Here is a 14,697-nt window from a genome sequence, read left to right on the forward strand (position 1 = left end):
AATGTTCTTACCATCTATTTCATAGCTCATATCCAAGCTTACTTATTCAAATTCCAGTTATAATCCATGTAACGCACACGAGCGTCTGCATTAATTTTTACTTTGCTGTACTTATTAAGAAAGTCAACGATATCACCCTCTTGTGTAAAATCTTTTTTAAACCATTTAAAGATATTTGATATCTCAACACGATCTGCTGTAATAGAATTACGTTTAGAATCATTAACAAATTGAACAGCTAGTTGATGGAGCTGACTATCTACTTTATCTGCAACAAAAGCCTCATTCATTAGAGGTGGACAAGAGAACGATGCACAATTAATACCGAAATGAATACGAGGATCATCCATTTTTCTTAATATTTGATGTTCTATCTCTTCTAGATTGATCCATTTATCACCTATTTGCCAGAAACGTTGTTCCCATGGGTTTTTAATATCCTTGATACTTTCTGTAGGGTAATTTCTTAAGATTAAATCTATAGTCATTGCATTATAAGCATTCATATAATAAGCTAGTAGATCATTTTTAGTCCATGAATCTTCTGGCGCGTTGTTTTTAATAAGAACTATGTAAGAGCTTAATTTTTTACGTTCTTTTTTTAAACCTGCATAATCTACGTGACCATCGTCGGTAACATATTTTTTAAGTAGTTGATCAAAGCTACTATGATCTATAGTTGTACTAGTTTCTATAGCTGGAACAGGTGCTTGAATTACTGTTTCTTCCATAGACTTCTCTTCCTTAGGCTCTTGCAGACTATTCTCAGTTATTTTAGGAACTTCAAGATGAATGGATGGCGTTTTTTTAACAGCTTCCATCAAAGCAGGTTGTGATACAGCAACCTCATTAGACATCGGTACTGACACCTCCTTAGACTTAGGATGTTCTTCAGCTATTTTTTTTTGTGAATTACACGATGTTATAAATAAAACAACGGTAAGTAATGCAAGTAAATTTCTCATAATTGTAATTTTTAAAAGTATTGACCTATTCCGAATACGAAGCCGTTAGTAGCGTTATTACCTACACCAAAGCCGTAATCAAAACGTATGACAGCGTTAAAGATACGTTTATGAATAAAACGTATTCCCAAACCTGGGTTAATTTTGAGCGTACTTCCATCGACTAGGTCATCAAGACCACCATTAGGCTTGCGCCAGGTTCCAGCATCTATAAAAGTGTTACTTTGTAGTACAAACCAGTCTTTTTCATATAGCGTGTGACGGTATTCTGTATTAAGAGTAATTTCTGCTGTACCGCGACCTGCGCTATTTCCTGCGCCTCTTATATTAATTTGATTATCTAGAGCAAAAGGAGCAAACCTTGACTCATTAAAAGAAGCGTAGGCTAGCTTTAATCTATTTGCCCAGTTTCCTTTCTTTCCCACTTTTTGAAAGTATTGGAAATCGGTTTGCGCAATAAGTTCATCTTTTAATAAACCTTCTCCACCAGTAATTAACTCTAGGCTTGTAAAGTTCCTATAACCAGATGTGTATTGATAATCTATCTCAAGGTGGTTGTTCTCGTACTCTCCTAAAACGCTCCATTTTTTGGCACTAAGTTCTTGTGGTACCTCGCTAGTAATGATACCATCTAGGTAACTATATTCTTGGTCAGAATATCGTACACCTAATTGAAAATTATTATGAAAATCTAATTCATATAAGGCATAAACTTCAGCACTTTGATTATCAAATCTATAGTTTACTGTATTATCATTATCAAAGAATATAGGTTCTCTTAAAACGTTGTTTTGATAATTAACACCTATACCTAGTTTGTTAGTAAACAAGTAAGGAGCTTCCCAAAAGGCACCGTAAGAATCAAAAATATTACGCCCATAATAACCACCTATCAATTGATTTTCTCCAAATAAGTTGAACTCAAATAATGATAATCTAAAAGCAAAACTCTCATCATTTGCTTGAGATGCTCGCACACCAGGGATAATAGTAAAATTCTCTACTATCTCATAAGTAAGAATGTATTGAGCAGGATCATTTTTATCTAGCGTGAATGTGGCCTTTGCCACACCAGGTAATCTATTCAGTCGTTCTACATCTGTAGCAACCTGAAAAGGATCATAAACATTACCTGCTTTTACTTTAACTAACCTTTTAAGAAAAGATTCTTTAGTCCTTTTTAAACCTGTAAACTCTACACTTTTTACAATGATATCTTGGGCACTTAAAATACCTGTGAATAAAATAAAAAGGAAAAATGTAATGTTTTTAAACATATTATTACTTGTTGATTGATATAGCAAAATTACCTTGTTATGTACTTATAAAGTTCAAAAGAATCATAATTATCATCACAGAAGTATAAAACTAACGGGATAAAATTGTGAACTATTGACCATTTGCATTGCTATTGTTAAAATGCTTATTCATAAATAATAGATTATGTAATTTAGTAAAATTATGAATGCACATAATAAGAATAGAGTAGTAATAACAGGAATGGGAATTGTAGCACCTAATGCTGTTGGGGTTCCCGCTTTCGAGAAAGCGTTACAAGAACAAACCTCTGGAATACGATTTGATCCACAACTAGCCGATTTAAACTTTGGGTGTCAAGTATCAGGAACGCCACAAATTACAGAAGAATTATTAGCTGAAAACTTTACAAACTTACAATTGAGAGGCTTAAAAGCAACCGGATTAGTCTATGGTGTGATAGCTGGTAAAGAAGCTTTTAAAGATGCAGGTCTAGAAATAGCTGGTCTTGATGTCGCCATGAAGGATATGGGAATCATATTCGGTACTGGGCAAAGTGGAGGCGAGAAATTTAGAGAAGCCATACTATTAATAGATCAAAAGAAAGTGCGTAGGTTAGGAAGTACCAGTGTTATACAGACCATGACTAGCGGTATAAGCGCCTGGCTTGCCGGAGAATTAGGCTGCGGTAACCTAGTAACAAGCAACTCGAGTGCGTGTTGTACTGGTACCGAAGCTTTTTTAATGGGATATGAGCGCATAGCAGCTGGTAAAGCAACACAAATGTTAGTCGGTTCTACCAGTGATTCTGGACCTTATATCTGGGGTGGTTTTGATGCCATGCGTATTTTACCTACTAAGTATAATGAAACTCCAGAAAAGGCGAGTAGACCCATATCTTGCGATGCTGCTGGATTTGTGCCAGGATCAGGTGCAGGTGCGTTTATTTTAGAAAGTCTAGAGAGTGCTTTAAAACGTGGTGCAAAAATATACGGAGAAGTTCTAGGAGGTGCTTTAAATTCTGGTGGACATCGTGGAGACGGCTCTATGACAGCGCCTAATGGACAGGCAGTTCAAGACTGTATAAAATTAGCTTTAAAAGATGCCCAAATTAAACCGCAAGAAATTGATGCTATAAATGGGCACCTTACTGCAACCTCTAAAGATGCTTTTGAAGTGAAAAATTGGTCTGTAGCTTTAAATAGAAAAGGAGAAAACTTTCCTCTTATTAATACCTTTAAATCTTATGTAGGTCACTGTCTTGCTGCAGCTGGTAGTATAGAACTGGTGGGTACAGTATTACAATTAAAGAATAACGTAGTTTATGGAAACAGTAATATCACCTCTTTGCATCCCGATATAACGGATGTAGTAGATTCTAATTGTATACCTAATCAAATGGTAAATAGAGATTTAAAAATTGTTGCCAAAGCTAGTTTTGGTTTCGGAGATGTAAATGCTTGTGTTATTCTCAAAGAATACAGGGATTAACTACATTATCCTCACAAAAAATATCAGTTTTCAGTTTCCTTATGTAATCTCATTATATATAGTTAAACTGACCTATATAGACTTCTTTAATTCAACTTTTGATAGTATTTTTAGAGAAGTTATGAAAATATAAACATGCAAGAGAAAGAAATTGAACAACAGCTTTTTAAAATAGTAAAAGTGTATTTACCACAAGATGTAGAATCTACTGCCATAGAGCTAGATAGTCATTTAATGCAAGATCTAGGAATTAACAGTGCGCATCTAGTAGATATAGCGCTAGATGTGGAAGATGCTTTTGATATTATGCTAGATGAAAAAGATATGGAAGAAATGCAAACGGTTAAGGACGCCATACAAATAGTCAAAGCAAAAACAGCTTAATCAATTTTCTCATTAAAAATAAGACCTATGTCTAGATTACCTAAAATAGAAAGATTTAAAAACGAAGTAGAATCTAAATACCAGATTTTCAATGGTATTTTCATGACACTACCATTTGATCAAATCTCTAATACGGGAGGTTTATTGCCTCTTTTTCATGAATTATGTGTAAAGGGATATGAAAAAGGAAAAAACCCAACAGAAATAGTTCAGTATTTCTTTGATAAATACTTAAGAGATAGTAGTGATGAAGAGCGACAGTCTATGCTTTTTAAATTTATACAGTACATAGAACGCCAGGTTGTACTATTTGATGCGATAGAAGATGCTGCATTTGGTAAAGTAAATAATCTGGATGGTCGCGGTTCTCTACGTAGTGTAAAGGACGAGGCCGTTGCCTTAAACAAGACCGAAGAACTTGCAGCCTATCTTAAAGAGTTTAAAGTAAGACCGGTATTAACAGCGCACCCTACACAGTTTTATCCTGGTTCTGTATTAGGTATTATTAATGATCTAGGTGTCGCTATTAAGGCAAATGAGATTCAAGAAGTGAAATTATTGCTTTCTCAGCTAGGTAAAACTCCATTCTTTAAAACAGAAAAACCTACACCATTTGACGAGGCGATAAGTTTAATATGGTATCTAGAAAATGTGTTTTATCATGCTATGGGTAATATTTATGATTACCTAAAAACGCATATTAAAAATCCACAAGAATTTAAAAATCAAATAGTTGAAATAGGTTTCTGGCCTGGTGGTGATAGGGATGGTAATCCATTTGTAACCACAGATATTACACTAGATGTAGCAAAGAGGCTACGTGCAACTATTTTTAGAAACTATTACCGCGATGTAAGAAAACTGCGTAGAAGACTAACTTTTAAAGGTGTAGAAGAGCAACTTACTTCCATAGAAGGAATGTGCTATCGAGCTATTTTTGATGTAGAAATTTTAGATTTTACAGCTTCAGATCTTATTGAGAAACTTAACAGTATCAGAACTATAGTTATAGAGCGTCATAACTCGCTGTTTTTAGATCAGATAGATAGTTTTATTCATAAAGTAGAACTATTTGGTTTCCATTTTGCAACCTTAGACATAAGACAAGATAGCAGTGCACATGACGCGGTTTTTGATGAGATTCTCGCTTTCGCGAAAGCGGAACTACCATCCAACTATAACGACTTATCTGAGGTAGAAAAGATCAACGTACTTGTAGAGGTAGAAGGAGCTCTAGATCCTAACGAATTTAAGGACGAGTACACCCAACGCACATTGAGTAGTATATATGCCATAAAACATATACAAAAACGCAATGGTGAAAAAGGCTGTAATCGCTACATCATTTCTAATACGCAAATGGCTTCTCATATTATGGAAGTCTATGCAATGTTGCGACTTTGTGATATGAAAGAGCCTAATATAGATGTGGTACCGTTATTTGAAACCGTGCCTGATCTAGTAAATGCACCTCATGTCATGAAATCGCTTTATGAAAATGAGAAATACCGTTCTCATGTTAAGAGACGTGGTGATACACAACATATTATGCTAGGTTTTAGTGATGGGACTAAAGATGGTGGTTATTTAATGGCAAATTGGGCCATCTATAAAGCAAAAGAAGAGCTGACCAGAGTATCTAGAATGTATGGAGTATCGATAGTATTCTTTGATGGTAGAGGTGGACCGCCAGCCCGTGGTGGTGGACAGACACATCAATTTTATGCTTCTATGGGAACAAAGATTGAAGCAAAACACATACAGTTAACCGTACAAGGACAAACCATTAGTTCAAAATTTGGTACACTAGAAAGTTGTCAATACAACCTAGAACAAATGATAAGTAGTGGTGTGAGCAATGCAGTTTATGCTAGTGATGCAAATGACTTCTCTGCTACAGACCAAGCTACAATGGATCAACTAGCAGAAACTAGTTATAAAACCTATACCGACTTTAAGGCGCACCCTCAATTTCTATCTTATTTAGAAAAAATGAGTACCTTAAAATATTACGCAAAAACTAATATAGGTAGTAGACCTAGTAAAAGAGCTGGTAGTACAGAATTAAGATTTAAGGATTTAAGAGCTATACCTTTTGTAGGATCTTGGAGTCAATTAAAACAAAACGTTCCTGGATTTTATGGAGTAGGTACAGCACTAGAATCTATGGAAAAAGCAGGCAATTGGGACGCTGCTCAATCTTTATATAATAACAATAAGTTTTTCCGTACATTATTGGATAATAGTATGATGAGTCTTACAAAGTCATTCTTTGGTTTAACTGCTTATATGGAGCATGATCCTATTTATGGAGAATTCTGGAAACTGATTTATGCAGAGTATGAACGTTCTAAAAAGTACATGCTTAAGATTTCTGGAATGACTGCTCTTATGGATAATGAAGTAGCAGGAAGAGCAAGTATACAGGCTAGAGAAAAAATAGTTTTACCGCTATTAACGATACAACAATACGCACTTAAAATGGTCCAAGATATACAGAATAATGAAGCATCTGGTAGTCTAGAGATTTATGAGCAAATGGTGACTAGATCTCTTTATGGGAATATAAACGCAAGTCGTAATTCTGCTTAAGGAACTGGTTGCATTCTAAATTATATAAATAAAATAGGAAGTCTTTCTTTAATTAAGATAGACTTCCTATAAGTTTTAAATACAACAGTAATACACATAAAATCCTTGAATTCACTTCAAGGATTTTTTTCATGCTGATAGTAAATTATGTTCCTCTACAAGTTCATTCATAAGTGTATCTACAGCGATACTTACCGACTTTTTAAAATTTAGAGATTCTATCTCACAAAACACGTTTTTGTTTGATAACGATACTTGAATCATCGCAACTTCTCTCGTTCTATTCTTGATATCAAACATTTTTTTATAGGTGATATCTATCCTACGTATTTTAGACTCTTCGTGTAGTACTTGTAATTTTTCGGTTGTAAATTTTTCTAACTTCTTGTTAGTAGGGACATGAACGTAGTTAAAATGAATCATTTTTCTTGGCTTTTATAATACCTACGTAAGAATTACAATCGCGGTTTTAAAAAAATAAGAAAAATAAGTAAACGACATGAAAAATAACAGTACGTCTACTTTTCTGTATTCAAGGATTCTTTTTGTTTTTTTTTTCTTGAGGAGTCGCAGGGTAGTAGATAGAAAACAAAGCCCCTACCAGTAACGACACAAATATTACTACAAGAGAGATCCATTCTGGTAAATGAATATAGTGAACAGATAACATTTTAAGTCCTACAAAGGCAAGTATAGCCACTAGACTGTAATGAATGTATTGAAATTTATCTAAAAGATTTGATAAGAAAAAGTACATACTACGTAATCCCATAATAGCAAGTATATTACTAGAAAAGACTAAAAAAGGATCCTTAGTGATGGCTAGAATAGCAGGAATAGAATCTAGGGCAAAAAGAATATCGGTAATTTCTATAACCACTAGCGCCAGAAATAATGGTGTCGCTATACGCTTACCCATTTTCTTAATAAAGAGCTGTTGTCCCTCTATACGATCTGTAACAGGGAAAAGTTTTTTAGCAAATTTATAGATCTTGGAAGTCTTAGGGTCAAATTCTTCTTCTTTACTACTCAACATAGAATAAGCAGTATAGAGTAGAAAACCACCAAAAATGTAGGTCATCCAGCTTATCTCGTTAATTAACGCAATACCGAATAGAATCATCAATGCTCTGAAAACTAATGCTCCTACAATTCCCCAAAATAACACACGATGCTGGTATTTTGTACTTATAGAAAATGATTTGAAAATTACCGCTATTACAAATATGTTATCTATACTCAGTGATAATTCTATAAGATAACCGGTTAGGTATTTAAGAGCGGCGTCTGCACCGCTTAATTGGTCAGGATTAGCGAGATAGCCAGCGTCATAAATAAAATAAATGACTGCTGTAAAAGCTAGTGCGATACCTACCCAAAGAGCCGTGAATTTTGACGCTTCTTTGGTACTTATAACATGTGCATTTCTATTAAATACAAATAGATCCAGTCCTAAAAAGATAGTTACTAAAACAATGAATGAAATCCAGACAATCATGTGGTGAGGTTTACGTAAACATAAAAAAATCCAGCTATAAAAGCTGGATTTTAAAAAGTAATTATATCTTAAAATTTAAGGAATATGGATGGATGAAGTATCTACATCAAAGAATTCTAAAATTTCATTATATAATTTGATTTCCTTTGCTCTCTTGCCTTCTATTGCTATAGGAAAGATAAGCATTTCTGGATCTTTTTGTAATACTTTAATAGCACCATCACAATCTATATTGCTATCGGTTCCATATTTATTCTCAAAGGTAGCATGATCAGTATGTATCAAATCTCTAACTCTTAGATTCATTACATCAGCAATTTCTGTCCACGTTGTACCTGCCACTTTATCCTTACTGACATCTATAGCCAGTAAATGCTTACCTGCAGAGCTTGCATAAGCAAAAATCTCTTTATGATTTTTCTGATTAGAATTATAAAACAATACTATTTGTTTAGGGCTTGTGGCTAGTGAGATCATATTAGGGATGTGTAATTATGGTTGCTTTTCTTTTTTCGCATTGTGTTTTAAGTTGGTTTACAACTTTATTTACCGACTCATGAAACGTTGCATGACTTTCTTCGGCAAAGAGTCGTGGGCCAGGAGCACTTAATCTTATCTCAGTGATCATTCCTGTCTCATCACTTGACGTGTTTTCTGTCTTATAAAAAACATCTGCTCGAGTAATCCAGTTGTATCGATCAAAAATGGTTTGTAATTTCTCTTTAGTATATTCTTCAAGTTCTGTACTTCCTGAAACGTGTTGGTAATTAAATTGAATGTTCATAATGTTGATTTTCAGATAAAGTTAATTCACAAATCTGCTATTACTTAGGGTTTTAATTAAATCTTAGTACAGCTTTAATAAAGTATTAAGCTTTGAAGAATTAATTGTTAATCTATAATTAATATTAATTAATCTAGTATATTAACTTAATAACTTTAACTATTCTTAAATAGATTCTTTAGGTTCTCGCTTTCGCGAAAGCGGAATTAAAAGCAACTTTATACACTATAAAATGAAAAAATATAAATATTTAATCCTCATTAGTATTTTAGTATTGATACTTTCTTCATGTAAATCTAGTTTTACAGAAGCAGATCGCACCAAACTTAAAGATCTACAAAACGAATTAATAAACAACAATCTCGTTTTTAAAGCAGATGCTGCCTTACCTTTTAACTCGCAGGCAGTTAATAATGCCATCAACGATATTCTTATACGTAATGGAAATAGTGCTAGCCGTATCAGTTTAAGTGGTGATAATTACACTCTTAAAATAGCAGGAGAGAAGGCTGTTTTTAATTTACCTTTTTATGGAGAACGTAGAACAGGTGGTGGTTATAATGATAACAATTCATTTGACTTTACTGGTGAAATAAAAAATGTGAGTCAATCCATAGTGGCAGACTCTAACTATATTTCTTATGAATTTGATATAAGAAATGACACAGAAAGCCTTAGTGTAGAACTTAAAATATTCTCTAGAGAGACAGCTCATTTAATTATCAATAGTTCACAACGTTCTTACATGAAGTACGATGGTCATTTAAGCATCGAGCCGATAGAATAAAGATCGCCTCAGTTTTTATTCATTTATTGTATAAATGACATCACCACAGGTTAACATATCTATACCATGATAAGGATTTTGCACAGCCGGTTCCATACTTAACCATATCGCCCCTTTATCTCCATTTACCATAGGACATTTTTGAATATAAAGAGGTTCACTTAGATCTTCTAGTTTCATGAAATATGTGATAAGATTCTGATTAAGAATAATGTACATATTTCTTTGCTCTTCTATATCTTTTATATCTATAATAGATGACAAGGTCTCAATAGCCTCTTTTACAGAGGTAGATTCTTTTTTATTCAGGTTATTTAATGAAATCGAACTCAATTTGCTTTGTATAGCTATAGCATGGGTGACTATGTTCTGACTATCCACTTTTATAAAAGCATTTTTAAGTTTTAAGTATTGTGGTAAAATGCTTTTTAGCGTTGTTTCCAATTCTTTGGTAATATTTGGTTGATCAGTATTGGCACTAAAGTTTTTATCTTTATTCATCATGGAATTCTTGCCTTGTAATTGTGCAGCTGCATCTACTGTAAATGCGCCATTAGTTACTATCGCATCACCATTTTCTAGACCATCAACCACCTGATAATTATCTCCAGATCTATTGCCTAGAGTAATTTCTCTCATTTCAAAAATAGGCTGGTTGGGACTCGTTTTTACATAAACTATCGATCGCTTTCCGGTCCATAAAACGGCACTAGCAGGTATTGTTACAGATTTAGACACCGTAGGAGTAGAAGAGGTTCTAATCTTACCAGTTACAAACATACCAGGTTTAAAAAAGCCTTCTTTATTTGCGATAGTAGCTCTTATAGTAACAGTTCTAGTATTAGTGTTTAAAATAGGATCTATAAAAGAAACTGTCGCATCATAATTCTTATTAGGGTTAGCATTTGTAGTAACAGCTATTTTTTGCCCTATCTTAAATTGCATAATTTGATTTTCATAAGCATCAAACTCTGCCCAGACACTATTTAAATTGCTTACTTTTAGAATAGGTTGCCCTTGTTTTACATAATCTCCTTCGTTTGCCATAACCTGAGCAACTGTACCTGATACCGTTGCATAAACAGGAAAGTTTTCTCTGACCTTTCCAGAAGTTTCAATGGCAGTGATTTGCTTTTCTGATAATTTCCAGTTTTTCAACTTATTTCTTACGGCATTATAAAGTGCCGGCTGACTTTCTTTTAAAGAGGCTGTTGTAATTAATTCTTGTTGCGCTGCTACTAGGTTAGGAGCATAAATAGTAGCTAGTAACTGTCCACGACTTACTTGGTATCCTTCATAACTTACATTTAAGCGTTCTATACGTCCATCAAAATAACTAGCCTGTACTGTATTGTTCTCTTCGTTAGTAGCAATTTTACCAGATAGGGAAATTGAGTTTGCATCCATATTACTAGAGCTGTTGCCTATTATTGTAGTTTGAATATTTGCCAGTGCCATTGCATTCTCTGTCATTTTAATCTCATTCATGGCTAGACCATTTTGGTTAGAGCTAGCTGGTATAAGATCCATAGCGCAAATAGGACAATCACCAGGTTCTGAAAGCATAATTTGAGGATGCATAGAACAGGTCCACATTTCTGTACCTTCATTTTCATGATTGTGTTGCTCTACTTGAGAAGTGTTGCTAACCTTATTTACGGACGCTACACTATCATTACCAAAAATGAGCCAACCTGCAAGTAATCCTACTATTGCAGCGATAATTATATATATAATGTTCTTATTCATAATTCTTAATTTATAGTCTTAGATCGCAATCTTAGAGCATTTGCAATAACAGACACAGAGCTAAAACTCATCGCTAGAGCTGCAATCATAGGTGATAATAGTAAACCGAAAAAAGGAAATAATACCCCAGCAGCAATAGGAATACCTAATGTATTGTATAATAAGGCAAAAAACAGATTTTGTTTAATGTTGCGCATTACCGCAGCACTTAGATTTTTAGCTTTTACAATACCGTGAAGATCTCCTTTTACTAGAGTTATCATCGCGCTTTCTATTGCTACATCAGTACCAGTTCCCATCGCAATACCTACATTACTTTTTGCTAGTGCTGGTGCGTCGTTGATACCATCACCTGCCATAGCAACTATATGGCCTTGCTGCTGTAGTTTTTCAACCTCTTTTAATTTATCTTCTGGTAGCATCCCTGCCTTAAACTGCGCTAGATGTAACTCTGTTGCAACAGCTTGTGCAGTTTCTTGATTATCACCAGTTAACATAATAACGTCTATTCCCTTATCTTGAAGTTCTTTTATGGCTTTGGCGCTAGATTCTTTGATCTTATCGGCTATCACAACATAGCCTTGTACTTCTTTATCTATAGCCAGATAGGAAACCGTTTTACCTTGTTTTTGAAATTGTTGCACCTCATTTTTCATTTCTGCAGAAACAGAAACTTGTGCATGTTCCATCAATTTAAAGTTACCCAGGGAAACTTGTTTTCCATCTACTATTCCTTCCACACCTTTACCAGTAACTGCACTGAAATCTTCCGTTTTGAATACATCTATTTCTTGCTGCTTTGCATATTTTACTGTCGCCGCAGCTAGTGGATGTTCACTAGAATTATTAATAGAAGCGATGATTTTGGTTAATTCGCTTTCGCGAAAGCGAGATCCAAAAACACCTATTTTCTCTACCGTAGGTTTACCTTCAGTAATAGTACCTGTTTTATCAATGATTAAGATATTTACCTTATCCATAATCTCAAGAGCTTCGGCATTTTTAATAAGTACTCCGTTTTGTGCTCCTTTACCTACACCTACCATAATAGACATAGGTGTTGCTAATCCTAACGCACATGGACAGGCGATTATTAAAACCGCAATAGCATTTACTAATGCAAAAACATAAGCTGGCTCTGGACCCCAAATGCTCCATACCACAAATGTGATTATGGATACTGCCACAACTATAGGTACAAAATAACTAGAAATAGTATCTGCTAATTTTTGAATAGGAGCACGGCTACGACTCGCGTCGTTTACCATATGTACTATCTGTGATAGAACCGTGTCTTTTCCTACCTTCTCGGCTTTCAATAAAAACGACTGATTTCCGTTAATCGTACCGCTATTTACTTGATCACCTACCGTTTTACTTACAGGAACAGGTTCTCCAGATATCATCGATTCATCTACGGTGGTATTACCTTCTATAATACTACCGTCCACTGGAATTTTATCGCCTGGTTTAACACGTAAAACATCTCCTTTTTCAATTTTATCTATAGAGACTTCTTGTTCTTTACCATCTATTACTCGTACTGCTTTATTAGGTGCGAGTTTGAGTAATTCTTTTACAGCAGTATTAGTTTTTCCATGAGCACGAGCTTCTAATAATTGGCCCATCAATACTAGGGTAAGAATAACCGTGGCAGCCTCAAAATAAACATGGACTGCACCTGATTCTGTCTTAAATTGAGCAGGAAAAAAATCTGGAATCAACATACCAAAAAGACTAAACAACCATGCTACACCAGCACCGATACCAACTAGTGTAAACATATTGAGATTCCAACTGATTATGCTGAGATAAGCGCGCTCAAAGAACATCCAGGTGGCATAGAAGACTACAGGCACCGATAAGACCAGTTGCACCCAATTCCACGATTTTTGATCCATTATATCGTACAATGGATTGTTAGGTATCATCTCACTCATCGCTATAATAAAAATAGGTAAGGTGAATCCTAGCGCTAACCAGAATTTATGAGCTAGTTTTTTATAAGTTTTCTCTTCTGCAGTAAGGTCTGGCTCCATAGGTACGAGATCCATACCACAGATAGGGCAGTCGCCAGTCTCATTCTCCACAACTTCTGGGTGCATAGGGCAGGTCCATTGCTCACTTGTTGTAGCATTAAGATTTTGCTCTTCTACTAGATCCATTCCACAAACTGGACAGTCGCCTGGTTGCTCATAGGTTTTATCACCTTCACAATGCATAGGACAGTAAAAAACACCTGTTCCATGACCATTTGTTGATTTCTTTTCTTCCTGTGAGTTTTCTACAGGTTGCTCACCTAATAAATGAATAGAGTAGTGGCTGCCTTCTTTTTGCATAGCAGCCTGCAAGTTTTCTATAGAAATTTCTTTATGAGATTCTAGAGTTGCTTCAGCTTTTTCTAAGTTTACAGAAGCCGTGGTAACACCTTCTATTTTAGAAAGTGTTTGTTCTACGTGATTGCGACAACCGTTGCAGGTCATGCCGTGTATGTGATAGGATTTTTTCATGAATTCAGTTTTATAAATGAATTACTGCGTTAGATTATTTTAATCTATTCCTTTACTTAATTTCTCTTTGTACTATACCACATTTAAGCATCTGACTGCCATAATATGGATTGCGTATTTCTTTACTATTACTGAGCCAATTAGTACCTCCATTATACATAGGACAGTGCTGCTCATAGAGAGGTTGCTCTGTACCAGTAATGGCAATCATATCTGTGATATTTTCACTTAATTCTTTAAAATACTCTCGTTGAGTTTTAATGTCTTTTTTAGAAATAAGGATAGCGTTTTTAATAGCCTTACTCAACACTTCTTTTAGTCCATCTTGCTTATTTTCAATACTAATAGAGTTATTGAAGTCATTTAATGAATTAGATAAGTATTCACTGTGAATAGTAGCTTTGTCTTTATCATCTTTTACTAAGGCGTCCTTCAAATTGAAGTAATTCTTTAAAATATTTTCTGAGCTTATATTTTTCTCTGGTGTAATCTCTTTACGCTCTGTTTCTACCGTTGCATTCTCTTCTGTTTTCTTGCAAGAAACAGTGAATATTAAGGTTGCTATAAGAGCTATTTTTACTAAGTTACTTTGTATTGTATTCAATTTATTTTCTTTTAAATAAGGTTCTAGATAAGAGTATAAAATTACCATGTTTACGAAGATTACTATATCATAATTA

At 34.5% G+C, this 14,697-nt stretch carries 13 protein-coding genes; 4 read left to right on the top strand and 9 right to left on the bottom strand.

From position 1 onward, the window contains the following. Window positions 1–38 precede the first annotated feature (38 nt). Both LY01_RS05530 and LY01_RS05535 read right to left on the bottom strand, forming a co-directional pair. The gene (locus LY01_RS05530; protein ID WP_245890642.1) at window positions 39–965 is read right to left on the bottom strand and encodes a DUF547 domain-containing protein; all 927 of its coding nucleotides are present in this window, start codon (window positions 963–965) and stop codon (window positions 39–41) included. Window positions 966–976: 11 nt separating this feature from the next. Then, window positions 977–2,242: a POTRA domain-containing protein gene (locus LY01_RS05535; protein WP_104514836.1), complete on the bottom strand. Its 1,266-nt coding sequence runs from the start codon at window positions 2,240–2,242 to the stop codon at window positions 977–979. A 184-nt stretch (window positions 2,243–2,426) separates the two neighbouring features. On the opposite strand from LY01_RS05535, the gene LY01_RS05540 reads away from it, so the two are divergent. The 3 genes from LY01_RS05540 (at window position 2,427) to LY01_RS05550 (ending at window position 6,689) form a co-directional block, all read left to right on the top strand. Next, entirely contained in the window at window positions 2,427–3,713 is a 1,287-nt protein-coding gene (locus tag LY01_RS05540) for a beta-ketoacyl-[acyl-carrier-protein] synthase family protein (RefSeq protein ID WP_104514837.1), read from the top strand. Between the two features lie 135 nt (window positions 3,714–3,848). Further along, window positions 3,849–4,097, top strand: coding sequence for an acyl carrier protein (locus LY01_RS05545; protein ID WP_104514838.1), 249 nt, complete (start codon window positions 3,849–3,851; stop codon window positions 4,095–4,097). Window positions 4,098–4,124: 27 nt separating this feature from the next. Next, window positions 4,125–6,689, top strand: a complete 2,565-nt coding sequence (locus LY01_RS05550) for a phosphoenolpyruvate carboxylase (RefSeq protein ID WP_104514839.1) — start codon at window positions 4,125–4,127, stop codon at window positions 6,687–6,689. Window positions 6,690–6,818: 129 nt separating this feature from the next. Here the strand turns inward: LY01_RS05550 and LY01_RS05555 are convergent, their stop codons facing one another. The 4 genes from LY01_RS05555 to LY01_RS05570 form a co-directional block, all read right to left on the bottom strand. Continuing rightward, on the bottom strand, window positions 6,819–7,112 hold the full coding sequence (locus tag LY01_RS05555) for a hypothetical protein (RefSeq protein WP_104514840.1): 294 nt from the start codon (window positions 7,110–7,112) through the stop codon (window positions 6,819–6,821). Between the two features lie 109 nt (window positions 7,113–7,221). Further along, window positions 7,222–8,187, bottom strand: a complete 966-nt coding sequence (locus tag LY01_RS05560) for a TerC family protein (RefSeq protein WP_104514841.1) — start codon at window positions 8,185–8,187, stop codon at window positions 7,222–7,224. 75 nt (window positions 8,188–8,262) lie between these two features. Then, on the bottom strand, window positions 8,263–8,664 hold the full coding sequence (locus LY01_RS05565; protein WP_104514842.1) for a hypothetical protein: 402 nt from the start codon (window positions 8,662–8,664) through the stop codon (window positions 8,263–8,265). 1 nt (window position 8,665) lies between these two features. Beyond that, the gene (locus LY01_RS05570; protein WP_104514843.1) at window positions 8,666–8,971 is read right to left on the bottom strand and encodes an HPF/RaiA family ribosome-associated protein; all 306 of its coding nucleotides are present in this window, start codon (window positions 8,969–8,971) and stop codon (window positions 8,666–8,668) included. Window positions 8,972–9,203: 232 nt separating this feature from the next. On the opposite strand from LY01_RS05570, the gene LY01_RS05575 reads away from it, so the two are divergent. After that, on the top strand, window positions 9,204–9,758 hold the full coding sequence (locus LY01_RS05575) for a DUF4251 domain-containing protein (protein WP_104514844.1): 555 nt from the start codon (window positions 9,204–9,206) through the stop codon (window positions 9,756–9,758). Window positions 9,759–9,773: 15 nt separating this feature from the next. Here LY01_RS05575 and LY01_RS05580 read toward each other — a convergent pair whose 3' ends face one another. From LY01_RS05580 to LY01_RS05590, 3 genes are read right to left on the bottom strand one after another with little or no spacing between them, the layout of a single operon-like run. Continuing rightward, entirely contained in the window at window positions 9,774–11,507 is a 1,734-nt protein-coding gene (locus LY01_RS05580) for an efflux RND transporter periplasmic adaptor subunit (RefSeq protein WP_104514845.1), read from the bottom strand. A 5-nt stretch (window positions 11,508–11,512) separates the two neighbouring features. Further along, window positions 11,513–14,017: a heavy metal translocating P-type ATPase gene (locus LY01_RS05585; protein WP_104514846.1), complete on the bottom strand. Its 2,505-nt coding sequence runs from the start codon at window positions 14,015–14,017 to the stop codon at window positions 11,513–11,515. Between the two features lie 52 nt (window positions 14,018–14,069). Beyond that, the gene (locus LY01_RS05590; protein ID WP_245890643.1) at window positions 14,070–14,621 is read right to left on the bottom strand and encodes a DUF3347 domain-containing protein; all 552 of its coding nucleotides are present in this window, start codon (window positions 14,619–14,621) and stop codon (window positions 14,070–14,072) included. Between the last annotated feature and the right edge of the window lie 76 nt (window positions 14,622–14,697).

The sequence above is a fragment of the Nonlabens xylanidelens genome (genome assembly GCF_002934445.1).
Lineage (GTDB): Bacteria > Bacteroidota > Bacteroidia > Flavobacteriales > Flavobacteriaceae > Nonlabens > Nonlabens xylanidelens.